Origin of the sequence: Nocardia sp. NPDC005998 (assembly GCF_040614395.1) — a bacterium.
GTDB lineage: Bacteria > Actinomycetota > Actinomycetes > Mycobacteriales > Mycobacteriaceae > Nocardia.
The window spans coordinates 207,345-229,248 of sequence record NZ_JBEXUI010000010.1; the positions used below are offsets into that span (position 1 = coordinate 207,345).

The 21,904-nt window shown below is 62.5% G+C and carries 23 protein-coding genes and 1 pseudogene; 11 read left to right on the forward strand and 13 right to left on the reverse strand.

The genetic code is table 11. The features are described 5' to 3' along the window. The first annotated feature begins 3 nt into the window (after positions 1 to 3). Positions 4 to 768: an ectoine/hydroxyectoine ABC transporter ATP-binding protein EhuA gene (gene ehuA / locus ABZ293_RS16995; protein ID WP_355181571.1), complete on the forward strand. Its 765-nt coding sequence runs from the start codon at positions 4 to 6 to the stop codon at positions 766 to 768. 25 nt (positions 769 to 793) lie between these two features. Further along, a complete protein-coding gene (locus ABZ293_RS17000; protein ID WP_355181521.1) occupies positions 794 to 1,531 on the forward strand; it encodes a glutamine amidotransferase in 738 nt (245 codons plus the stop codon). A gap of 99 nt (positions 1,532 to 1,630) precedes the next feature. On the opposite strand, the gene ABZ293_RS17005 is transcribed toward ABZ293_RS17000, so the two are convergent. The 4 genes from ABZ293_RS17005 to ABZ293_RS17020 all read right to left on the reverse strand — a co-directional run bounded on the left by ABZ293_RS17005 (position 1,631) and on the right by ABZ293_RS17020 (position 4,789). After that, positions 1,631 to 1,873, reverse strand: coding sequence for a phosphopantetheine-binding protein (locus ABZ293_RS17005; RefSeq protein WP_355181523.1), 243 nt, complete (start codon positions 1,871 to 1,873; stop codon positions 1,631 to 1,633). Between the two features lie 381 nt (positions 1,874 to 2,254). Then, the gene (locus ABZ293_RS17010) at positions 2,255 to 2,464 is read right to left on the reverse strand and encodes a hypothetical protein (protein WP_355181525.1); all 210 of its coding nucleotides are present in this window, start codon (positions 2,462 to 2,464) and stop codon (positions 2,255 to 2,257) included. A gap of 77 nt (positions 2,465 to 2,541) precedes the next feature. Then, the gene (locus ABZ293_RS17015) at positions 2,542 to 3,456 is read right to left on the reverse strand and encodes an aminoglycoside phosphotransferase family protein (RefSeq protein WP_355181527.1); all 915 of its coding nucleotides are present in this window, start codon (positions 3,454 to 3,456) and stop codon (positions 2,542 to 2,544) included. Positions 3,457 to 3,463: 7 nt separating this feature from the next. Continuing rightward, entirely contained in the window at positions 3,464 to 4,789 is a 1,326-nt protein-coding gene (locus ABZ293_RS17020) for a helix-turn-helix transcriptional regulator (protein WP_355181529.1), read from the reverse strand. Between the two features lie 242 nt (positions 4,790 to 5,031). Here ABZ293_RS17020 and ABZ293_RS17025 point away from each other — a divergent pair, with 242 nt between their 5' ends. The 3 genes from ABZ293_RS17025 to cyaB all read left to right on the forward strand — a co-directional run bounded on the left by ABZ293_RS17025 (position 5,032) and on the right by cyaB (position 7,883). Further along, positions 5,032 to 5,475 carry a hypothetical protein gene (locus tag ABZ293_RS17025; protein ID WP_355181531.1) on the forward strand — a complete coding sequence of 148 codons (444 nt, stop codon included), beginning with the start codon at positions 5,032 to 5,034 and terminating at the stop codon, positions 5,473 to 5,475. Between the two features lie 454 nt (positions 5,476 to 5,929). Then, the gene (locus tag ABZ293_RS17030) at positions 5,930 to 7,309 is read left to right on the forward strand and encodes a hypothetical protein (RefSeq protein WP_355181533.1); all 1,380 of its coding nucleotides are present in this window, start codon (positions 5,930 to 5,932) and stop codon (positions 7,307 to 7,309) included. Between the two features lie 7 nt (positions 7,310 to 7,316). Further along, positions 7,317 to 7,883: a class IV adenylate cyclase gene (gene cyaB / locus ABZ293_RS17035; RefSeq protein WP_355181535.1), complete on the forward strand. Its 567-nt coding sequence runs from the start codon at positions 7,317 to 7,319 to the stop codon at positions 7,881 to 7,883. Between the two features lie 528 nt (positions 7,884 to 8,411). Here the strand turns inward: cyaB and ABZ293_RS17040 are convergent. Next, positions 8,412 to 9,197: a hypothetical protein gene (locus ABZ293_RS17040; protein ID WP_355181537.1), complete on the reverse strand. Its 786-nt coding sequence runs from the start codon at positions 9,195 to 9,197 to the stop codon at positions 8,412 to 8,414. A 74-nt stretch (positions 9,198 to 9,271) separates the two neighbouring features. After that, positions 9,272 to 10,738, reverse strand: a complete 1,467-nt coding sequence (locus tag ABZ293_RS17045) for an AAA family ATPase (protein WP_355181539.1) — start codon at positions 10,736 to 10,738, stop codon at positions 9,272 to 9,274. A 412-nt stretch (positions 10,739 to 11,150) separates the two neighbouring features. On the opposite strand from ABZ293_RS17045, the pseudogene ABZ293_RS17050 reads away from it, so the two are divergent. From ABZ293_RS17050 to ABZ293_RS17065, 4 genes and pseudogenes are all read left to right on the forward strand, one after another. After that, positions 11,151 to 11,297, forward strand: a pseudogene (locus ABZ293_RS17050) (NAD(P)-binding domain-containing protein); the annotation flags it as partial. A 79-nt stretch (positions 11,298 to 11,376) separates the two neighbouring features. Continuing rightward, on the forward strand, positions 11,377 to 11,682 hold the full coding sequence (locus ABZ293_RS17055) for a hypothetical protein (RefSeq protein WP_355181573.1): 306 nt from the start codon (positions 11,377 to 11,379) through the stop codon (positions 11,680 to 11,682). Positions 11,683 to 12,277: 595 nt separating this feature from the next. Next, positions 12,278 to 13,540, forward strand: coding sequence for a cytochrome P450 (locus tag ABZ293_RS17060; protein WP_355181540.1), 1,263 nt, complete (start codon positions 12,278 to 12,280; stop codon positions 13,538 to 13,540). 10 nt (positions 13,541 to 13,550) lie between these two features. Then, positions 13,551 to 14,771: a cytochrome P450 gene (locus ABZ293_RS17065; RefSeq protein WP_355181542.1), complete on the forward strand. Its 1,221-nt coding sequence runs from the start codon at positions 13,551 to 13,553 to the stop codon at positions 14,769 to 14,771. Between the two features lie 72 nt (positions 14,772 to 14,843). Here ABZ293_RS17065 and ABZ293_RS17070 read toward each other — a convergent pair whose 3' ends face one another. The 3 genes from ABZ293_RS17070 to ABZ293_RS17080 all read right to left on the reverse strand — a co-directional run bounded on the left by ABZ293_RS17070 (position 14,844) and on the right by ABZ293_RS17080 (position 17,662). After that, a complete protein-coding gene (locus tag ABZ293_RS17070) occupies positions 14,844 to 15,830 on the reverse strand; it encodes a potassium channel protein (RefSeq protein WP_355181544.1) in 987 nt (328 codons plus the stop codon). A gap of 57 nt (positions 15,831 to 15,887) precedes the next feature. Continuing rightward, a complete protein-coding gene (locus ABZ293_RS17075; RefSeq protein WP_355181545.1) occupies positions 15,888 to 16,670 on the reverse strand; it encodes a hypothetical protein in 783 nt (260 codons plus the stop codon). 101 nt (positions 16,671 to 16,771) lie between these two features. Next, complete coding sequence (locus tag ABZ293_RS17080; protein ID WP_355181547.1) at positions 16,772 to 17,662, reverse strand: helix-turn-helix transcriptional regulator; 891 nt, start codon at positions 17,660 to 17,662, stop codon at positions 16,772 to 16,774. A 138-nt stretch (positions 17,663 to 17,800) separates the two neighbouring features. Here ABZ293_RS17080 and ABZ293_RS17085 point away from each other — a divergent pair, with 138 nt between their 5' ends. Together ABZ293_RS17085 and ABZ293_RS17090 are read left to right on the forward strand one after the other, a co-directional pair. Further along, positions 17,801 to 18,706, forward strand: a complete 906-nt coding sequence (locus tag ABZ293_RS17085; protein ID WP_355181549.1) for an MBL fold metallo-hydrolase — start codon at positions 17,801 to 17,803, stop codon at positions 18,704 to 18,706. A gap of 21 nt (positions 18,707 to 18,727) precedes the next feature. Further along, complete coding sequence (locus ABZ293_RS17090) at positions 18,728 to 20,167, forward strand: carboxylesterase family protein (protein ID WP_355181551.1); 1,440 nt, start codon at positions 18,728 to 18,730, stop codon at positions 20,165 to 20,167. Between the two features lie 237 nt (positions 20,168 to 20,404). On the opposite strand, the gene ABZ293_RS17095 is transcribed toward ABZ293_RS17090, so the two are convergent. The 4 genes from ABZ293_RS17095 to ABZ293_RS17110 form a co-directional block, all read right to left on the reverse strand. Then, positions 20,405 to 20,731, reverse strand: coding sequence for a DUF1048 domain-containing protein (locus ABZ293_RS17095; protein WP_355181553.1), 327 nt, complete (start codon positions 20,729 to 20,731; stop codon positions 20,405 to 20,407). A gap of 1 nt (position 20,732) precedes the next feature. After that, the gene (locus tag ABZ293_RS17100) at positions 20,733 to 21,089 is read right to left on the reverse strand and encodes a DUF1048 domain-containing protein (RefSeq protein ID WP_355181555.1); all 357 of its coding nucleotides are present in this window, start codon (positions 21,087 to 21,089) and stop codon (positions 20,733 to 20,735) included. Then, entirely contained in the window at positions 21,086 to 21,394 is a 309-nt protein-coding gene (locus ABZ293_RS17105) for a PadR family transcriptional regulator (RefSeq protein WP_354953762.1), read from the reverse strand. Before ABZ293_RS17105 ends, ABZ293_RS17100 begins: the two co-directional genes overlap by 4 nt. Positions 21,395 to 21,590: 196 nt before the next feature. Then, on the reverse strand, positions 21,591 to 21,904 hold a 314-nt coding region (locus ABZ293_RS17110; RefSeq protein WP_355181557.1), incomplete at its 5' end, for a hypothetical protein.

Sequence of the window (21,904 nt, forward strand, 5' to 3'; positions counted from 1 at the left end):
CCGATGATCCGGTTCACCGGTGTGGAAAAGCGCTATGGCGCGACGGTGTGCCTGGACGGACTCGATTTCTCCATTGCGCCAGGCGAATTCGTCACCTTGATCGGACCGTCCGGCTCGGGCAAAACCACAATTCTGCGCCTGCTGATGGTGCTCGAACGAATAGACGCCGGGACCATCGAGGTCGGCGGAGAGTTCCTGAGCCACCAGCAGCGCGGCGGCAAACTGGTGCCCGCCGGTACGGCGCACCTACGCCGGATGCGGCGCAAGATCGGCATGGTATTCCAGCAGTTCAATCTCTTCCCGAATATGACCGTCCTGCGCAATATCACCGAGGGGCCGATCCGCGGTCTCGGCGAATCGAAGGATGCCGCCGAGGAGCGGGCGCGGAAGCTACTCGAACTGGTCGGGCTCACCGACAAAATCGATGCCCGCCCCGCCCACCTATCGGGCGGCCAGCAGCAGCGAGTCGCCATTGCGCGGGCACTGGCCATGGAACCGGAGGTGCTCCTGCTCGACGAGGTGACCTCGGCGCTCGATCCGGAGCTGGTGACCGGAGTACTGCACCTGCTGGCGGATATCGCGGCCGATACCGAGATCACATTCCTCTGCGTCACCCACGAAATGCGTTTCGCTCGTAGGGTTTCCGATCGCGTCATGATGTTCGACGCCGGTCGGGTACTCGAGGACGGCGAGCCGGAGAAGATCTTCACCGATCCCGAGCAGGACCGAACCCGTGAATTCTTACAGGCGGTGTTGGATGAAAACTGACACCCGATCTTCCACAATCTGATACATGACCAAGCCGTGTCTAGTCCTGCAGCTACGACCCGAGCGAGCCGCCGCGGACGATGAATACCACGCCATGCTGCGCGCCGCCGACCTCGATGTGGGTGACACGGTGCGGGTGCTGATGGATCAGGATATGCCCGATATCGAGCTGGACGATTTCTCGGCGGTCATCGTCGGCGGCGGGCCGAGCAATGTCAGTAGCCCAGATGCCGAGAAATACGGGTACCAGCGGAAATTCGAGCCCAGGCTGAAGAAACTGATGACCGAGATCGTCGGTCGCGATTTCCCGTATCTGGGCGCCTGCTATGGATTGGGCATCCTGGCGGATGTGCTCGGCGGCCGGGTGAGCGAGCAGCGATACGGCGAGCCGGTCGGGGCGCAGACCATCGAAGTGACCGCGCAGGGCCGCGTCGACCCGCTGCTACAGGGTGTCGGGCAGTCGTTCCGGGCGTTCGTCGGGCATAAGGAAGCCTGCCAGGACGTCCCACCCGGTGCGGTGCTGCTGGCCGGATCCGCCGATTGCCCGGTGCAGATGATCCGCGTCGGCCAGCATGTGTACGCCACCCAATTCCATCCCGAGCTGGACGGTGACGGACTCGCGCTGCGCATCGAAATCTACCGGCATGCGGGCTATTTCGAACCGCATGAGGCCGAGGACCTGATCGCGCTCGGTCATCAGGAATCGGTCACCGTCCCAGGCGAGATCCTGCACCGATTCAGCGCGCGGTACTGCCGCGGCTAGGGCTCACCACCTGCTCCGCCAACATGGAGCACCTCGGGCGTGATCAGCTGATCGTGGCTGGCGGCGAGCAGACATTGCCGTGCCTATCGCGACGCTCGGTTACGGCGAACCCGCGGTGCTGCCCGCAATGCGCTCGGCCAGCCCGGCAACGGTCGGATCGGCGAGAATCGCCGGTACCGCGACATCGGCGTCCAGCGCCTCGCCGAGCAGCCGGACCACCCGCGCCGCGCTCAGTGAGTTGCCGCCGAGGGCGAAGAAGTCGTCGTTCAGCCCGATGTGATCGGCGGGCAGCCCGAGCACATCCGCGTATGCGGCGGCAACGACTCGCTCGGTCCACGTCACCGGTGGACGGAACTTCACCTGGACAGGACGCACCCGTGTAGTGGGCTCCGCACCTCCTACTCGGTGATCTGTACTCGCTGTGCGGTCAGTGGCTGCCTGTGCAAATCGGTCCTGCATCGTTCCTCGCTCGAGCTCTTCCTGGCCGCAGACCACCGGGTGCGGACACCACACTCCCGCAATCGCAGCATTCAGTTCTCACGCGCATCCCATACCGACCCCGATGTCGGCATGGTGCTCCGAGGGGGTTGGCTATCCCCAACCGGACCCCGGCGCCCGCCCTGTGCGGACGGAGCCTCAACTGCGTTCAACTTTCGATCGAGCTATTACCGATCTTGTGTTACAGATCGCTCGATAATCAAGGTTCGAGGTGTTCGGATTCGGTTAACAATGTTCGGTCCGCAGTCTCCATAGTGCCTGCTCCGATGCCGACCCCGGCTCTGCCGCGAACAGGTCGATTCCACAGCATGATGGAGCGTCGGGGAGTGCGATGCCCTCGCCGTGCAGGGTCAGTTCGCCCACCAGCGGGTGGCATAGCACAGTCGCGGACCTGCTCCACCGGGTGTTGCGCCCACATCCGTGTGAAGTCCGCACTCAGCTCCCGCATATGGTCTATGTGCGCCGTGAGTGCGGAGTGTCCGCGTTCGGGCACCTCTATAGGAAAGCCAAACCTAAAGTCCGCCCGGAACGTAATGGCTCCACGACGATTGCCGGTTGCCTGCACGGATGTCATCGATTCGTTGCCGCAACCGGTGGGCATGCTCAACTGAAGTCGTCGCTCGTCGGAGTGGGCCAGTGACCTGAACAAGGTCACGCATATCCAGCAGCACCCGGTACCCAGACCACTCCGATAAGTCGTAGCCGTACTCCTCGATGAAATTCCGAACCCAAGTCCCGTCACGTCCGTACCGCACCGCGGCATGCCATGTCGGTATCAAGTCCACTTCTCGTGGGCCGATGCTGACCCAGTCCCAATCTCCGAGGATCGGTCGCGCTGGATTAATCCTGTTGTCCCACAGAAGATTTCCCGCCCAGGCGTCTCCATGGATCAGTCCGACACCTAATGGCCAATCTAGTTCGGACAGTTCCTTGCGAACCTCGTCAATTCGCCGCAGCAGCCATACACGTTCGTCCTCGCTGATGACGCTCACCGCACTGCCCATGAGTAGCGCTCCGTGCAGCGATTCCAACGGTGTCCACTGTTGAAGTGCAATCGTCGGCGTGGGCAAGTCATGCAGCGAACGCAGAAGACGGCCAAGCTCCCTCGAGGTCAGCTCCGGGCTGTCGGCCGCCTGTCGGTAGTACTGCCAGAATCCAACCGTGTACCCGTTGACCCGCACCGGTTCGACGCCGGGGAGCGGAGCAGTCGCGCCGAATTCATGCTGTGCGGTCAACCATTCGGTCACTTCGTAGATCCGTCGCAGCCTGTCAGGGTCCGCCTCGTTGGCGCTTACCCGTCCAACGGCCCCGTGACATGGCATGACATAGACAGCGTTGCTCGAATGGTGGATCAGTTCCGCCCCCGTCGGATCGAGCCCGCAGACTTGGCACGCAGCGGATAGCGCCGCGTACTCCTCCATCGACATGCCAGCCCTACCCGACTAGTGCGACTGTGGATCGAAACTCGTTTTCGACCTGCTGAACGATAGCCAGATCAGCGTACGGTGCCAGGCGACGACGAACAATGTTGATCGACTCGATACCGCGAGCGCTGGTCAGACCGCGAGCAACACGCATCGTGTCCAGGAGCACCCGACACGCTTGCTCGACCTCCACGCTTTGGCTCGTTGTGGCCTCGTTGGATTCGGGCACGTACGACGCCGCCAGCGTCGCCGCTACCAACACTTGCCGACGCTCCATCCCTCTAGAGTTCGCCAGAACGACCGGTGCGCGTTGTTGTACATCCACAGCACGTCGCCCATCGTGCGCCACATACATGAACTCGGCCGACAGCTGTCGCTCAGTGAAGAACCGAATCCAGTCCGGTTCGTCATCCGGACGTGCACGGTTCAACCGCCGCTCTGCCTCCAGCATCGCTTGTGCGCCAGCAGTCGCGTCGCCATTCAACGCGTGCGCACGCGCTAGCACTGCATTGCACCGAGCGGTACTACTTGGTGAACCCGATCGCTCTGCCGCGCGTACCGCAGCCGCGCCGAACCACAGCGCCTCCTTCGTACGGCTCAGGTAGTGCGCCTGCATCGACATGTCCGTGAGGATATGCGCCCCCAACGCGGCATTGCCGCTTGCCTTCGCGAGCCGCAGGGCTTGCCGGAAGTACTTCTGTCCCAACCCTTGCCGAGCTGAATCGAAGCACATAAAGCCGCTCAGGTCGTACAGTCGCGCCGCGACTGCAAACAGCTCGGATGAGGTGTGACTGTCGTAAGAGCTACGCAGCGCCGGTCCGACTACGTCATCGAGAAACCGCGCAAGAGTCGCGCGTGCGTAGCCCCCGCCGAGATGGTGGTCGGCATTCGAGAACACGTCGCACATCGACCACATGACCTCGATATCGGCGGTGCCAACACGCCGATGGTTCTCGCCTGTGGCGAAGACCGGAACGGTCTCGTCCAACCATTCGCGTACAGGATCGAACACGTCGCAGCCGACCCATGGTGCGTTAGGCTCGTCCGCTACAAGCGGAATGATCGAATCCTCCTGTAACGCTTGTGAATTCATGCCTAACCACATGTGTTCGAGAACACCGCCGGTCTCCAGCGCTTCGTCCATTCGCTGTGCGAAATCTCGTGTTGGACGCCGTTGGGCCTTCTCCACCTTGCCGATGAGCGAACCACTGTCGTGACTGATAGCGCCGAGCTGGTTCAGCGACATCTTCCGTACCAGCCGCCAGTGCCGCAGTTCCGAGCCGAAGAACTGCTGTGCCGACTCCGTAGCGGCCAGCTCGCGCGGTTGTTGGGCCATCGCTTCATCCTCTGTGACCTGGTCGTTTTGGGACCGATTTCGGTGCAGCCTCGGATGCGGACAGATTTCTGTCCGCATCAAACATATACCGACATAGGCGCATCCGGTCACAGACTGAACCTGCGTCCGATGCCGGGCCGATGCCGACTCCTATCTCGGCACATCGACCGGCAGTGCCGCTGGTGGGTGGCGTAAGCCCCCGGCGTCGGGCGCGATCCGAAAATCCCAGGGAGGCAACACTCATGACTCGGAACGACGAGAAATGCGCTGCGAACGTGACGCCGCTCCTTATCAGCCTTTCCGAGGTTCGCCAAGGGCTGGAAAGCGTTGCAGCAGAGTTGAAAAGCGAGATCACAACCGAACAGCCCAGGTGCAGGATCAAAGCACCGAAGGGCGACGCTGACGCCACGGTGGCGGAGTTGGCCCGGCTTGTTTCCGCATTGGAGGCCATGCCGGATGCCAGCGAGCAGTCTGCAAGGCTTCCGTGTCAATGGTTGCGCTACGACGATGGCACCTGGACGCCCGTCTATCCAGACGGTTCGACGGGCCATCGGTTCACCTGGACTCAGATGATGGCCGCCCGTGACGAGCACATCGGCGACGTTATCGAATCCCTAACCATCGCTGGACTCCTCCATGAGGTGCGGGAAGTCGGGATTGACGTGTTCGACCACGGCAGGGGATGACGATGGGGTTCAACTGGTGGCGAGAAGCTGAGGTAGACGAAATGTCACCGCAAGCGATCATCGACCGTGTACAGGCCAAGTGGCGCACCCAACACCGCCGCGAGCGGATCAGTGCCGAGCAGCCCGATGCCAGGCTGTGGCCTACTGGGTGGCCACACGAGGCTCCTGAGCACCCGCTGAGCGTTCCCGAAGCACACCAGACCATGCAACGTCACAGGCAGTGTCGCGCCGATCAGTGCCCGCGCAAAGCAGCAGCTCGGCAAGTGCTGATCGGTGCCGGACGGATGAAGCCGGACACCTCACGGGAGACCCAATGACGTTCGTAGCCGCAAGCGCACTCGTAGCCGCAAGCACTGCCGAACTGCCCGATCGCCCTACGAAAGCCTCGCCCTCATGCCCTAGCCACTCCCGTATCGACCGGCCACACTCCCAGACCAGAACTCAGTGGTGCGCGATGATTGGTACATCAAATTCCTTTGCCCGCCAACAGAAATCGGAATCGACCTACCTCGACGTGGCCGCTAACGACCACGGCCAGGAGAAGGGGCTACTCGTTCAACGTGCCCTTGCTCGGGTCGCCGATGCCGACCCGCACGTCGTCGAGATCGGCCCCGGTGGCGGCGCAGCCGTCGCATTCCTGGCATCCCAACTGGAGGCCGCGCCCCGCAATGTTCGTCTCACCCTCATCGAGGCACCTGGGGTGACGTCCCGCACTCTCACCCAGGCCATCGACCGCTTCAATACATTCGGCACATGCGCACTCGTGCACGGCTGGGCGCAGGACATTGCGACGCTGGTCAGCGAACCCGTCGATGTCATCAGCGCGTCTGCTCTGCTGCACGAGGTCTACTCCTACGGCGGTGCCTACAGCGGATTGCACACGATGATCCGGACCTTCCCGAGTGTGCTGAAACCCTATGGGTTCTTCGTCTACCGCGACGTGTACGCCGTCGACGCACCATCACTGCACGAGCACGCGGTCCAGTCGTACAACGCCCCATCATGGTTGCAATTCCTGCGCTTGTTCTTGCCGCACTACCTACACCACGGCACCCACCCCTACCACCACCGCGACGACGAGGTCATCGTCCGCCAGAACTCCCGCATCGTCGCCGCCCCGGAACTCGACCCCCGCGTCTGCGCCGTCATCCACGCCCCGATCGGACTGTTCCGCGAAGCGCAACGCCACTACATCACCCTGCGCGACCACGTATGGCGTTCGGGAATTCTGGGATTCACGCCGATACTCGACGGCCAACTCTCGGGGGACTGGATCGATTTCCGCACCGGTCACAAGCGCGTGCACTTCGCATTCACCGACAGCGCGTGGATGTCGACCAACGACCGCGCCAATATCCAGGCGGTCAGCGAAACCTACGGCGACCACCACGTGATCGACGGCGACATCTTCGACGCCGTCACCGATGTCGCTCTAAACCTATTCCTCGCAGCCGTCGAATGCGGCAACAACGACTGCGGCCAGATCTGGGATAGCTGGCTCGAGCGCGAAGGCCGCGAAACCTATGCCTACTTCACCGCCGACGAGCTACTGACGGCGTTCGCCGTGCACTCCGCCGAGACCGACACGGGTATGCCGTCGGTCCTCATGCCCGTACAAGCGAGCGATGTCTTCGTACGAGAACGCCACTACTACAACCGGTTTCTCGGCAAGAACCTCGCCAACCCACTCAGCGACGCCAAGCAGATGGTGCTGTTCCAGAACATCCCGGTCACCGACTCCGACGCTCTACAGCAGGCGCTCGGAACCATCCGCCAACATTGCTCCAAACCCAGCCTCGCCCGCGTCCACACCGCCATCCACACGAGAGGATGATCCACCCATGCACTTGATCGAGGTCGAGCGTAAACGCGAACTCCCTGACGCCAGTACCCTCCGACAGCGGCTCATCGAACTCGGCTACCGCGAGGCCGGACACCTCACCGAAGTAGACACCTACTACAGCCGCCCCGATGTCGACTACATGAAAACCGTTGAATGCCTCCGTATTAGGAACCGCGACGGGTTTGCCGAAATGACCTACAAACCCCCGTCCAACGTCACCACCCACAGCGACGCCGACGTGATCGCCAAACGCGAAACGAACGTGACCCTCAGCGGCCCTGACCAAGCCGCAGCCGCCAACCAGTTGCTTGCCGCAATCGGCATGGTCGAACTCGTCCGAGTCGAGAAGGCCCGCACCATCTACCAGCACCCCGAACACGACGACATCATCGTCGCCATCGACGCCGTCACCCACGCCGGAACCTTCGTCGAAACCGAGGTCACCGCAGCAGACACTGACGCCGCAACCATCCACCTCAAAGAGGTCGAAAGCGAACTCGGCATAGCCGATCACCCCGTCGTCGGCCTGCCCTACCGCGATCTGGTCATGGCTGCCGGCCACTGATAACAATCTGAAGAGATCTTCCCCGCACGCACCCTCGCCGCGAACGCGAGGAACGGCAGAACCCTCGGTGTCAGTCCCATCAGCCCCTCAGACACCGGGGGTTCTTGCATGTGGCAGTCCTGCGCCGTGCCGGATTCGGTTTCCCCAATCCTGGCGCTCGGAGGTGCCTTGCCGGGGCGCATCGCGTGATATGCGGGGAATCCGATCAATCCCGCGAAATCTGTTGTGCTGCAGACTTGATGGATTCATGTAGAACAGTGAGAAGAGTTTGGGGCCCGGAAGAGAAATAAGAAGGAAAAAAAGAAGCAGGAAACCCAAGTAAGAGAACTTGCCGAATTTCCTTCTACAGGATCAAGAGCGTCGCGCATGCGCGCGCCACCCGGTGCGCCTGCCCTCCTGCTTCGCTCCCGGGGGCACCCCGGCACAGGACCAGGGATAGAATCCGAACGGACCATCTGTCCAGAACAGGCGCACCAAGATCGTAACTAGTTCACACGTAAAAATCACACCTTACAATAGGTCTCTCCTCTAGTTAGCAATTCGACTCTTTAACTGCTGAAACATAGGTTGATCATCGAGATCGATCAGCTCGACCGATTGCCGCATGAGATGTTCGACGACTTTAGGATCGGCTAATTCATTCTTCAATTTTAGAAAACGAATGATGATGGGAGCTATATCGTGACCCCTTATACCGTGAAGAGACGCCTCGGGGATAGCTCTCATATACTCTTGATGTAAACCCAGTAGTTGCGACAGGGCATCCCGGCTGGGGGAAGGTTGCGACGAGCGCAGCAATTCGGAAGCATTCACCACTAGGTCCCCGGCATTATTTATGCATTTATCTGCAAATTTCTTTGCCAACTTCGCTCCATCGCCGTGACGATGCAGGACGTATCTAAGGGCATATAGAATTGCCCAGGCTGGCTTAAGTAGAGCAGTTAGGGAACTTGCTTGGATGTCGGCTTTAGCGGAAGCGATCAAGAATTTTGATAATGGCCGCTCTGTCAATGCGTAAACCTCCATTGCGGCATAATCTGTCTTCAATAGCGAAACGGCAGTTTGACTTGGTTCAAAAATATCGAAATCGGAGTCTATAATACAGGTTAGCGAAGGCTGGGGAAGGCCCCACATCTCGCTCTCTACTGCCAGCGCAATAACCCTTCCGCGAGCATTAATCTCCGTGTGCACTGTCGAGACAAGATCGCCGGGCACTGTGACCCTATCGTCGACCGAAAAAGCTTTCGCATCTATCCCATGCTCGGCGAAATACCATTTTAGCCACGACGCGTCATCGCGCCCTTCTACGATCACGTCCCTATAGTGAGGATTCAACAGATACAATGTGCGCAGCTCATTTAGGCTGCGTCTGACGGTCGATCTATTCATCATATTGACTTCAACTGCACCAGCGATTCGGGCCGCGCGCTGATAATCTCGATAGAATGAGTTGCAACAATGAACTGCAAATTGCTCTTATCGGTCACTGACAGTAGGGCATCGATTATCTGGCGCTGCCAGTTAACCCCCAAGCTCAGTTCCGGCTCATCAATGATGAATAGACGCTTGTCAACCGCAGTTAAGGTGGTACAGAGCAACGTTAGCAGCTGCCTCTCTCCAGAGGAGAGCATATCAACCTGAAGGGGCTCGTCGTCTGCAGTATAGATTGCCAGTCCGCTACGTGGTGTGAATCTAATTTCTTTCTCCGATAGAAAGCTATTCAATGTCGGTATGAGAGACTCAAGTAGATCGCAAGCGCTTTCTAGTGCCGCATAGCGGGCACGCTGACTGACTAGAAACGGCGAAACCACTCTCTCTACCAGAGCATCCAATCCCCTGTCCTCTGCTGCTCGAAAAAGTTGGCGGAATTCTTGCGTATCAAACTTAGGGACGAGCCCATAAGTTTCATATGGAGGAGAAATTCGCTCAATCTCATCCAGTAGCGCATGCATCTCGGATATGTTAGACCGCTTGCCGTCTGAACTTGTATTCGATATAACTAATTGCTTGAGGACGTCAGTGTATATGACGTTACTGTTAGCAGATCCTTCGTTCTGGCCACCGATAGTAATACTTCGCAAGTATTCGTTTACCCTCTCAAGGGTTACGCGCAGCTCCAGATATACCAGCTCCGATAGACGCTCTTGCCGATCCCGTTCTCGCCCTCCGCTTACCAAATTCCGCATGCGATCTGTATCAGGATCGTCAGTATTCAAACTGCGGTCGTCCGCCAGATATAGAGGAGTGCGAACTTCCTCACTCAAGAACTCCAAATACTGCTCGTTTGCGCGACGGGACTTCAGTGCACGCGCTATTCGCTTCTCAACTTCTCGCGGCGAACCCGAAATCTCTATTTCTGCCCTTGATGTGAAAGGTCTGTCGAAAGACGATCGCTGATCCAAAAGAGCCCTTGTAGCGGCATAGTTCACCATTTCACTTTCAAACTCTATCCAAGAGGTATCCAAGTTGTGCCGCCGCACTCTCAAGTTTTCATCAGACTCGTAATGTGCAACACAGTCATCGATCCCAGGTTGAGTTAATGTGACCGAATAGCTTCCGACAAGTCCGTCCGACTTTTTGAAATAGAGTTTCCTGTCACCGGACATCTCGATGGTTAGCTCGGAAAAAGGCGTCTTCGCCAAATAGGTTCGATGTCCCTTATTGTCGGCAGCGCTAAGAGCATGCCATAGCAGACGTAATAGTGTGGTCTTTCCCGAACCATTGCTGCCATGAAGCAGGAGTAATCGACTCCGTGTCTTGTCGATCTCCGGCACCACGACGTCATACGAGCGCTTGCCGAACAGATCGCGAACCTTGATTGCTGTGACTAGCGGTGCTGCCAATGGGGACGCCATCCTTACAGGATTGCACACGACCTCCTGCATTGCGCATGTTTGTCATCGGCATTTCGCGCGCCGGGCTTCGATTGCACCGCATTCTATGAATTCAGCAGTACTGCCGCGCCGTCCCTTTAGCGGGATGCTTGCCACCGGACACCTCGTCGCTAGCAATACCCGCACCTACCTGCCTCAAATCGGTCCGGTCGCCCACTCGACAACTCTTCGTTCTGGCGTCCAAGTGTGGCGGTACCACGAAACCGTTGCCGCCGCTCCGAATTGGGTGATCGCGCCGTAGTGCGCAGCGCAGGGGATAGTCAGCGGATTGCTGCGGTTCCAGGCTGTCAGGCGAGCCAACGGCTTGTGTCGCGGCACCTACACCAAGGAACGGAGACACCCAGTCCACACGCTCGGACTCATCGGCAGCGGAATGATCGGTTCTTCCATTGCCCGCCTGGCCATCTCGGCCGGGCTCAAGGTGGTTCTCAGCAATTCGCGAGACCCCGAGATGCTCGCTGACCTCGTCGCCGACCTGGGCGGCGCAGCCCGAGCAGCCACACCGGCCGAAGCGGCGCGCACCGCAGATCTGGTCGTAGCGTCCATCCCACTGACCGCCCACCAAAAGCTCCCCCACCGAAGCCCCGGCCGGAAAGACGGTGCTCGACACCGCGAACTACTACCCCGAACGAGACGGCCACCTGCCCGAACTGGACACGGGCGTATTGACTTCGAGCGCCCTGCTCCAGCGCCACCTCCCGGATTCCCACGTCGTCAAGGCGCTCAACAACATCACCCCACACCAACTGTGCTCCCTCGCCCACCCCGCGGATGCATCGGACCGTAGCGGGCTTCCCATCGCCGCCGACAACGCCGAGGCCAGGGGCGAGGCCATCCGGCTGCTGGACGTCCTCGGTTACGACGCGGTGGACATCGGCACCCTCGACGCCAGCTGGCGCAGCTAACCCAACACCCCGGTATACATCCCCCGTGCGGCGACATCCCAGCTATGGACGTCGAAGCCTTCCTCCGCTGGACCAGCCGAACCCTCGGCATCCTCGTTCCTACGACGCGAGTCGCCGAACTCATCGAAACCGCGGTTCGCCGCCCCACAGGCGAAGCCGCGCTGCCGAGTGCCGACCGACTCCGGAGCCCGCTCCCTTGCAAGCACCGTGATCAATAGCAGCTCAACATATTTGCCGGTTGCGGCAAGTTTGCGGGCAGTGCGGGTGGATGCCGCGGGCGTTGGTGGCCGATCGAGAGAGACTTTTAGTTGATACTGCTAACGTTGGCGAGTCGTCGAGTTCTGGGCGGCTGGTAGGGCATCCGGTGATTACGTGTCGAAATCGCCTGTCCTGCAGCTGCCGTGAGGTGACTCCAGTGACCTGCGGTGGCCCGGCCAGGGTTCCGGTTCTCGACGCGGACCTCATGGCCGGGGTCACTTATGGTCGGCGTCGCAAGGAGGGCTGAACTGAGTGCTGTGGCCGCAGGCTGTGTTATCGCCGCGGTTCTTTCATCGATCCTGGCCCCCTTCCTGATTCAACGTCTGGAGTCACGTCTTTGACCACGCCACCGTCTGCCCGCACCACGACGATCGGGGTCTGCCCCGTCCAGCAGGGTTCACCCACCGATGGCGGCGAACCGCGAGTGTTGTTGCATACTCCGGAGTTCGCCGCCGATCCGCATCGCGCCTACCGGGACGCGCGCACTCAGTACGGTTCGCTGGTTCCGATGGAGTTGGCGCCCGGGGTGTCCGCGACCCTAGTGGTCGGATATCAGACCGCGCTGCGAATTCTCAACGATCCGGAGCACTTTCCGGCCGATCCGCGGCACTGGGAACAGGCGATTCCCGACGATTCGCCGGTCAAGCCGATGATGATGTGGTACCCGAACGCACTGCGCAATGCGGGTGCGGCGCATGCCCGTTATCGGCAGGCATACACCGGAAGTATCGACGGAATCGATCTGCACGCACTGCATTTCACGGTCGAGAAGATCGCGGTGCCGGTGATCAATTCCTTCTGTGCCTCCGGTACGGCCGACCTGGTCACCCAATACGCGCTGCCGGTCGTATTCGAGGTGCTCAATCAGATGGTCGGCTGCTCGACGGAACTGGGGCAGCGGGTCGCGACCGGTATGGCGATGCTCTTCGATACCGTCGAGGCCGCCGCCGGCATGGAGATGCTCAGCGCGGCGCTGATGGAGCTGGTACAGCTGCGGCGGGCCGAGCCCGGTGACGATGTCACCTCCCGGATGGCGCATCACCCGTCCAAGCTCGACGACACCGAAATGCTATGCCAGCTGATCAGTTTCTACGGCGCCGGTATCGAACCCATGCAGAACCTGATCACCAACACCCTGCTGCTGATGCTCACCGACGACCGGTTCGGCGGCGATATGCTCGGCGGCAGCCTATCGACCCGCGATGCGCTCGACGAGGTGCTTTTCAACGACCCGCCGATGGCGAACTTCAGCATTACCTACCCGCGCCAGCCGATCCTCATCGACAACACCTGGCTGCCCGCCCATCAGCCGGTCGTCGTCAGCCTATCCGGCTGCAATAACGATCCCGCGATCCGCGGCGGGGATCGCACCGGCAACCGCTCCCATCTGGCGTGGGGCGCCGGACCGCATGCCTGCCCCGCCAAATCCGTTGCCTACCTGGTGGTGCAGGACGCCATCGATCAGCTGCTCGACGCACTCCCCGAAATGGAACTGGCCGTGCCAGCGGACGAATTGACCTGGCGGCCCGGTCCGTTCCACCGGGCCTTGGCGGCGCTGCCGGTCGAATTCCCGAAGTCCCCTCTGTTGCCAGTGTTCTAAGGAGATAACGATGGAGCATGAACCAATAGCCCTGGACCTGACCGGCGCCGATATCCAAGGCGAGAACGAGCGGATCAGGGCGCGTGGGCCGGTCGCGCTGGTCGCCTTGCCCGGCGGCGTGCCCGCGTGGTCGGTGACCGATGCCGCCGTGCTCAAGAGCCTGCTCGCCGACCCCCGGGTGTCGAAAGATGCTCGGCAGCACTGGACTTCGTTCATCAACGGCGAGATCGCCCAGGAGTGGCCGCTGCACCCGTGGGTCGCGGTGGACAATATGTTCACCGCCTACGGTGCCGACCACCGCCGCCTGCGCAGGCTGGTCTCGCCCGCGTTCACCCACCGGCGCACCACCGCGCTGCGCCCGCGCATCGAGGCCATCGTCGAGGGACTGCTCAACGCGCTCGCGGCCACTCCACAGGGCGAAACCGCCGACCTGCGCGAGGGATTCGCGTATCCGGTACCGATCGAGATCATCACCGAAATGATGGGCGTGCCGGAACATCTCGGCCCCGGCATGCGCACATGCGTCGACGGGTTCTTCGACACCTCGTTCGGGCCCGAGGAAGCACAGGCCAATTACCTCGAGATGTACCGTCTCGTCAGCGAACTCGTGGCCTACCGGCGCGAGTCGCCTGGCGACGATGTGACCAGTGTGCTGATCGCCACCCGCGATGAGGACGACGGTTCGCAGCTGAGCGAGAAGGAACTCGTCGATACGCTGATGCTGGTCATCAATGCCGGGCACGAGACCACGGTCAACCTGCTCGACCAGGCGATCTTCGCATTGCTCACCCATCCGCAGCAGCGCGCGGACCTGGTCGAGGGCCGGGTGCCCTGGTCGGATCTGGTCGAGGAGACACTGCGCTACCAGGCGCCGGTCGCGCATCTGCCGCTGCGCTATGCCGTCGACGATATCGAGATCGGCGATATCCGAATCCCCAAGGGCGAGGCCATCCTCGCCTCCTACGCCGCCGCGGGCCGCGACCCGAACCTGCACGGCGCCACTGCCGCCGCATTCGATGTGCACCGGGCCAATAAGGAACATCTGTCCTTCGGTCACGGCGCCCACCACTGCATCGGCGCGCCGCTCGCCCGGCTCGAGGCGACCATCGCGCTCCCGGCCATCTTCGAGCGCTTCCCGAATCTGCGCTTTGCCGTCGACCCGTCGGAATTGGCTCCGATCGGCAGCTTCATCTCCAACGGACACCGCACACTGCCGGTGTTCCTGGACTAGTTCCGACGCCGAGTGGGGGCCGCCGCATCGGCGCCCCACTTGGCAGCGCCGCCTCGGGTACCGCGGTGCGACCTACTTGCCGCCCAGGGTTCGGATCGCGTCGAGTTGGGCCGGAGTCCCGAGGACGATCAGAATCGTATCGGCCTTCAGCGTGGTTTCGCCGGTGGGATTCGCGATGAACTGGCCGGTCGCCGTTCGGATGGCCAGTACCAGTGCGCCGGTCGTCTGGCGCAGTGCCGAATCCTTCAGGGAACGGCCGACCAAGGGGGATCCGGGGACGATCTCGACTTCTTCGATTCGGTAGTCGAGTGTGTCGTCGTGCATGACGACGTCGAGGAATTCGGCCACATTGGGCTGCAGGGCGAATGCGGCCATCCGGCGGCCGCCGATCAGCTGCGGGTTCACGGCTCGATTCGCACCGGCCCGCAGCAGTTTCGACTTCGAATCCTCGGTCCGGGCGCGGGCGATGATGACCAGGTCATGGCGCAGTGCACGGCTCGACAAGGTCACGTAGACGTTGTCGGCGTCGCTGTCGAGCGCGGCGATCAAGGCTTGGGCGCGGCCGATTCCGGCGGCCTGCAGAATGCTGTCGTCGGTGACATCGCCGAGCACATTGGGGTATTCGAGATCTTGCAGGCGCGCCGGGTCGCGATCGACGATCACGATCTGCTTGCCGAGTCCGCTGAGATATTGCACGCAGGAGCGGCCGACGCGGCCCCAGCCGCACACGATGATATGACCGGACATCCGGTCGATCCGGCGGTCCATGCGTCGCCTCTCCATTTGTTGGCGCAGATGTCCCTCGATGAGCGCCTCGAGCACGACACCGAACAGATACAGCGCGGTGCCCGCACCGACCAGGATGAGCAGCATCGTGAACACCATGCCCACCGCGTTGAGCGGGTGGACCTCGCGAAAGCCGACGGTGGTTATCGTGGTCACCGTCTGATAGAGCGCATCGAGCAACCCGAAACCGAGCAGGCCATACCCGATGGTTCCGACCAGCAGCATCAGCAAGAACGCCAAAAGCGCTCGGCTGATACGTCGTAACGGGCTCACGCGAGGATTGTCCACCCGCGGCAACGGTCGTATCCGGCAATTGCCGCGCGACGCGCATTATGCGATTGTCGGTTGCTCCTCGGTTGGTATCGGGGCGATCGAGCCCTCGACAACTCCGACGGCGGCACCGACGGCGGCGCCGGCGGCGGCGGCGGGAGCAGCGATCACCGCATAGCCGATGGCCGCGCCGATAATGGGGACGACCACCAGGCCCGCCGGGAGGAACGGGATTCCGGCGATGAAGCCTGCGACCGCGCCGACGGCGGCACTGGTGCTGGCGATCGGGCTCGCCAGGGTGGAGCCCACCGACGCGCCGATGACCGCGTCACCCACCACAGCAGTGGCGATCTGGTCGGCGCGAGCGCGTTCGACACCTCCCGACTGCAGGGCCTGGGACAGCGCGGATTCGGTGCCCGCGGAAGCGTCATTGATCTGGGCGGCCACTTCGGGCGGCAGGAAGTCCGGGCGATCGACCTGGACTTTGCCGATCCGGATGCGATTGGTGGGGGCAGCGAAGGGCGCCTGGGGGACTTGGTCCGGCAGTGCCGCGTTCGGACTGTCCGGCACCGCGGAGTCCGGATCGGCCACGGGTGCGGCGGCGTAGTGCAGCGGCAAGGGTGTGAATGCGGCCGGGTCGTCGACCGGAGCCGATGGATCGGCGACGAGCGCCAGTCCATAGGGAGTCCGCGACAGCGTCGCGGTACCGAGTGATTGCGACTCGGCACTGGCAGATGCGGTGCTGGTCAGGGCGACGGACAGGGGGAGCGCACTGGTTAGGATCAGTGCGGCTGTGCGTCGACGGATGGGATGAACCTGAACGGCGGGCTGATGTTGGCCCATGGGCTACCTCATTCCGAACATCGGTTGGTTACTTACCTACATTCGGAACAGTCCGCCTTTCGGATGAATACGAATTTCGAGGCGCTAATGCCGGTCTGGCTTCATGCAATCGGCGACGCTGTCGGTGTAGGGCGCACCCGGAGGCCGTTGGCCTGTCGGAGCAGTGTGAGGGCTTCCTCGGCGGGGGACCTGATGGGGGTTGTGCACACGATCAGGACTTGGTCCGGTGCGCGGGCGATCGACAGGGTCTGCTGTGTCACTGTCACCGTGCCGACGACGGGATGGTGCAGTTCGTAGGATGCGGCGTCGCAGGGTATTACGCGGTGGTCACCCCAGAGCGCGACGAACTCGGGGCTTTTCATCGTCAGCTCGCCGATCAGTTCCGCGAGCAGTGGGTCCTCCGGGTGCTTGCCGACGGCGATGCGCAGGTTGCCGACCACCGCGCGGGCCTTGCGCTTCCAGTCCGCGTACAGCTCGCGGCAGTGCGGGTCCAGAAACAGCATCCGGCTCATATTCGGCCGCAGCGCCGGGTCCTCCGGGCTGTGGAAGTCCAGGTGCCCGGCCAGCAGGGCATGCCCGAGCGTATTCCATGCCAGCACGTCGGTACGCCGGCCGAGCACCATCGCCGGGGCGCCGTCGACGACGCGCAACAGGTCACGCGTGTCGTCGGCGAGTTTCTCGGGCCGTGGACGGCGCCCCCTGGGCATGCGGCGGGCGGCATTGGCGAGCCGGTCGAGGTGTTGGCGCTCGTGGTCGTCGAGCAGCAGAGCGCGGGCGATCGCGTCGAGTACCTCGGCCGAGGCCCCGCGGGACAGTCCTTGCTCCAACCGCGTGTAGTACGAGACGCTGACGCCCGCCAGCTGGGCCAGCTCCTCGCGCCGCAGCCCGGCCACCCGCCTGCGAGGTCCGGTTTCGCGCAAGCCGACGTCCTCCGGTCGCAGCCGCGCCCGTCGGGCTTGGAGGAAATCGCCGAGTGGTCCGGGTCCGTCCATTTCTCCAGTATCCGGAGGGAGGCCCGACCGCAGCCACACCCCGCCAGGGGTAGGACAACGCGGGAGTGGTTCGTGCGAATCCTCGTGGACAGACTCGATCACACAAGGCCACGTGCCCCGAATCCGAGGACGGATCACATGGAGCAGATCACCCTGGGCGACGTCACCGTCACCCGCATCAAAGAGTTCTACGGCTCGGTCGAGATGACTCCGGGCCAGTTCTTTCCGGACAGCCCTGATGGCTCGTGGGACGAGCACCGCGGCGAGCTGGCTCCGGACTTCTGGAACCCGGAGACCGACGAGTGTCACTCGGCCGTCCAGTCCTGGCTGTTGCGCAGCGAGGGCCGCACGATCCTCATCGACACCGGCGTGGGCAACCACAAGGATCGGCCCTACGCGCCGGTGTGGAGCCGCCTGGATACGAACTATCTCGACAATCTCGCGGCCGCCGGCGTTCGGCCGGAAGATGTCGACATCGTGGTCAACACACACCTGCACATCGACCATGTCGGCTGGAACACCCGTCTCGACGGCCGAACCTGGGTGCCGACCTTCCCGAACGCCACCTATCTGATGACGCGACGGGACTTCGAGTTCTGGGACCCGGCCAACGGATACAAACCCGTGCTGGGCCGCGGCAACCAGAACGTTTTCGAGGACAGCGTTACCCCGGTCCACCAGGCGGGGCAGACCTACCTGTGGGACGGGTCGTACCGGATCGACAAGAACCTGCGGCTCGATCTGGCTCCTGGTCACACTCCTGGCTCGTCCGTGCTCACCTTGCAGTCCGGCGGCGATCGGGCCCTGTTCGTCGGGGATCTGGTGCACACCGCGCTGCAGATCGTGGAGCCGGAGACCAACTCCTGCTTCTGTGAGGACCCGGCCGAGTCCCGGGCTACCCGGCACAAGCTGCTCGGCCGCGCCGCCGAAAGCAACGCGCTCGTCTTTCCCGCGCATTTCGGCGGCTCGGGCGCTGTGGAGGTCGAGCGCATTGGTTCGAAGTTCGCGATCAAGGGCTGGGCGGGCTTCTCCCGCATTGCCTGATTCCAGAAAGGAAGCGTTCCCGTGTCCCAGCACACATACCCGGTTGTCGAAACACCGGCGGGTACCGTACGCGGGCGCCGCGACGGATCCGGTGAGCTCTACCGCGCCATTCCCTACGCGGCGGCCCCGACCGGCCCGGCCCGCTTCGCTCCACCCGCGCCGCACCCGGGCTGGCTCGGGGTCCGCGACGGCACCCTGCCCTCGCCCACAGCCCCCCAGCCGGCCCGCGACTTCGGCCGCCTCGACATGACCCCTTACTTCGGTCCCGGCTGGATACGAGGCGAGGAGTATCTGACCGTCGACGTCCATACCCCTGCCGCCGACACCGGCAGACGTCCCGTCATGGTGTTCGTGCACGGCGGTGGGTTCGTCACCGGCTCGACTCGCGCCGCGCTCTACGACGGCAGCGCGTTCGCCCGCGACGGCGTCGTCCTCGTGACAGTGAACTACCGCCTCGGCATCCCCGGTTTCCTCGACCTGGCGGGTGCGCCACCCAACCGCGGGCTGCTCGACGTGCTCGCCGCACTCAACTGGGTACGCGACACGGTCTCAGTGTTCGGCGGTGACCCGGAAAATGTCACGATCTTCGGCCAGTCCGCGGGAGCCACGCTCACAGGTGCGCTACTCGCGACACCGGAGGCGAAAGGTCTGTTCCGGCGGGCGATTATCCAAAGTGGCAGCGGCACAGGTGCTTTCATTCCGGAACAGGCGCAGCGGGTCACCGCTGCGGCGGCCGCCGCGCTGGGGGTCGAACCGACCGCCGAGGCGTTCGCCGCGATCCCGGACGAGCGTTTCCTGGAGATCCTGCCCGCATTGGCCGGCCTCGACCTGCGGACCAGCACCGCCACGGACCCGCTGGTCGGGCTCAGCCCGTTCAGCCTGGTCCTGCCGGTCCAGCCCGCCGACGGTCTCGCCGACGGCCCCGCCGCCGACGTCGACCTGCTCATCGGCACCAACATCGAGGAGGGGCACCTCTACCTCGTGCCGCAGGGCAACCTGGAGTCCTCCACGGAGGCCGACGTGCTCGCCATCGCCGCCCGGGTGCACGCGGACCCGATCACCGCCATCGCGGCGCACCGCGCAGCACGGCCCGATGCGACAACGGGCGAACTACGCTCCGCCATGCTCGGGGAGGCTCTGTTCGGGGCCGGAACGGCGCGCATGGCGCAGGCCCACGCGCGGATCTCGGGCGGCCGCACACACGTCTATTCGTTCGGGTACCGCTCGACGGCCCTGCACGGACGACTCGGCGCCGCTCACACCGTCGAGCTGCCTTTCGTGTTCGACATCGCCGACAAGCCGTGGCTGCACAGCGACACGGCCCTGCTCGGCCCCGGCCCCGCCCCGGCCGGTCTCGCGGCCCAGATGCACGCTGCCTGGGTTGCGTTCGCCAGAACCGGGGACCCAGGGTGGGCCACATACGATCCGCAACGACCGGTGGTGCAGACCCTCGGATGCTGAGCCTGCGCACCGGAAAGGGTTTTCCCGACGTGGGGCGCCTTCAGGCCGCCGGTGCGCCCGCGGGCTGCAGCCAGGCCGTCGCGGGTGTGTTCGGATATCAGAGCGTGCTTACTCGAGGTGTCGGTCAGGATCGTGTCACCAGGTGCATACAAGCAGGGGTCTATATGTGGTTTCCAGCGCAAAGCCAACGTTTACGAGCCGTGAGTTCGGCGATCAGTCCGTGCGAGACGATGGAAATCATCTCGTTCCCTTGGACTTCCTTGCTGCCACGGACTCCTGATAGATGTCGGCGTAGGTCTGTGAGTCTTTTACGAGGTCATCGGCGAAAGCCGCGACATCATCGCCAATGAGTTCCATGACTCCTTTGTCCGCGGCGACCCCTTCCTCGAAGAAATCGACAATCCCCGAGAGCAAGCTCCCGCCGACCAATTCGACCGGCCCGATCTTGAAAAAGTACTTTTGAATCTCCTTGTAAACGATCTGGTAATCGGGCGGGAGCGCCTTGACCCGCGCCATGTGCGCCCGCCACTCTCGCTTACCTTCGATGATGTCGTGGATGCCCACGTTATCCTCCTAGCCGGCCCAGTTTCCTTGCAACGTTCTTGTTCAGCTGCTCGCGCCACTTGTCGCGATGACTCTTGGCTCCTTCTTCGCCGGCAATCGCCGCACAGAAGCCTTTGATGTCGTCGCCCAGTGCCTCGCGCACACTCTGACCATCCGACGCTGTTTCCTCGAGCAGCCCCAGAGCGCCGTCGAGAATCGGCATCAAGTTGCGACCCGTGAAGTCTCCGTAGGGGAAGAGATGGATCTTGATCTCTTCCCACGCCGTTTGATACTCGGTCGGGAGGGCCTTGGCTCGAGCTTCGAAGGCCCTGAAGTCCCTGGTGAGATCGCTACCTGTGATTGTCTCCCAGAAATTCATTGGTTGCTTTCCTTGAGATCATTGATGCGTGATGAGACGTATTCCCATTTCGTCCAGAATGTCGCGAGTTCTTTGCGTCCAGCATCGTTGAGTGTGTAAAATTTGCGCGGCGGGCCGACTTCGGACGGTCGTTTTGAAACATCGACCAATCTGTTCTTCTCCAACCGCAGCAGAATGGTGTAGACCGTCCCTTCGATGACGTCTGCGAAACCGAGTTCATTCAGCCGGCGCGTGATGGCGTAACCATATGTCTCTTCGGTGTCGATGATCTCGAGGACGCAGCCTTCGAGCGTACCTTTCAGCATTTCCGTCAAATTGTCCGTAGCGGGCCTCTTTCGATCGAAAGCGCACTATTCAGTGCTACTGACTACCACTAGACTGTATCACAGAGTAGATGTCGATAGACCCCTCTCGCAGAGGTCGTCACGGAGCGGCCGTGGGGCGCGGTCGGGTGTGGGCAGCGGTGCTCACGACGGTCGTGGGGTTCGCGCTCATCGGGCGTCAGCCGGGGAGCTCATCGATTCGAGCCAGGCCCATTCTGTGTAGGACCCGCGCCGCGGCGGAGCCGTCGGGATCACCGCGAGCCGCGTCGATATGGAACGGGCGGTTGGGCTTTCGCATGCGCATTTCAGCCGGGAGTTCCTGCGGGTGTGCGGAGAGTCGCCGCAGGGTGCCGATCAGGAGGTTGGAGCGGGCGGCGGTGGAGTCGACCGACACCGGCGAACAACTGCGCGCATCCATCGCAGCTGCCCGCTCGACCACTGCGTTGCCCCCCGCGCTGGCCGAGGCGCGGCAGGCATACGCCGCGGCTGTCG

What these genes read in the sequence shown, in the direction of transcription:
- ehuA (WP_355181571.1), top strand. Translation starts at nt 4, where the DNA reads ATGATCCGGTTCACCGGTGTGGAAAAGCGCTATGGCGCGACGGTGTGC.
- ABZ293_RS17000 (WP_355181521.1), top strand. Translation starts at nt 794, where the DNA reads ATGACCAAGCCGTGTCTAGTCCTGCAGCTACGACCCGAGCGAGCCGCC.
- ABZ293_RS17015 (WP_355181527.1), bottom strand. Translation starts at nt 3,456, where the DNA reads ATGTCGATGGAGGAGTACGCGGCGCTATCCGCTGCGTGCCAAGTCTGC.
- ABZ293_RS17020 (WP_355181529.1), bottom strand. Translation starts at nt 4,789, where the DNA reads ATGGCCCAACAACCGCGCGAGCTGGCCGCTACGGAGTCGGCACAGCAG.
- ABZ293_RS17025 (WP_355181531.1), top strand. Translation starts at nt 5,032, where the DNA reads ATGACTCGGAACGACGAGAAATGCGCTGCGAACGTGACGCCGCTCCTT.
- ABZ293_RS17030 (WP_355181533.1), top strand. Translation starts at nt 5,930, where the DNA reads ATGATTGGTACATCAAATTCCTTTGCCCGCCAACAGAAATCGGAATCG.
- cyaB (WP_355181535.1), top strand. Translation starts at nt 7,317, where the DNA reads ATGCACTTGATCGAGGTCGAGCGTAAACGCGAACTCCCTGACGCCAGT.
- ABZ293_RS17045 (WP_355181539.1), bottom strand. Translation starts at nt 10,738, where the DNA reads ATGGCGTCCCCATTGGCAGCACCGCTAGTCACAGCAATCAAGGTTCGC.
- ABZ293_RS17065 (WP_355181542.1), top strand. Translation starts at nt 13,551, where the DNA reads ATGGAGCATGAACCAATAGCCCTGGACCTGACCGGCGCCGATATCCAA.
- ABZ293_RS17075 (WP_355181545.1), bottom strand. Translation starts at nt 16,670, where the DNA reads ATGGGCCAACATCAGCCCGCCGTTCAGGTTCATCCCATCCGTCGACGC.
- ABZ293_RS17080 (WP_355181547.1), bottom strand. Translation starts at nt 17,662, where the DNA reads ATGGACGGACCCGGACCACTCGGCGATTTCCTCCAAGCCCGACGGGCG.
- ABZ293_RS17085 (WP_355181549.1), top strand. Translation starts at nt 17,801, where the DNA reads ATGGAGCAGATCACCCTGGGCGACGTCACCGTCACCCGCATCAAAGAG.
- ABZ293_RS17100 (WP_355181555.1), bottom strand. Translation starts at nt 21,089, where the DNA reads ATGAATTTCTGGGAGACAATCACAGGTAGCGATCTCACCAGGGACTTC.
- ABZ293_RS17105 (WP_354953762.1), bottom strand. Translation starts at nt 21,394, where the DNA reads ATGCTGAAAGGTACGCTCGAAGGCTGCGTCCTCGAGATCATCGACACC.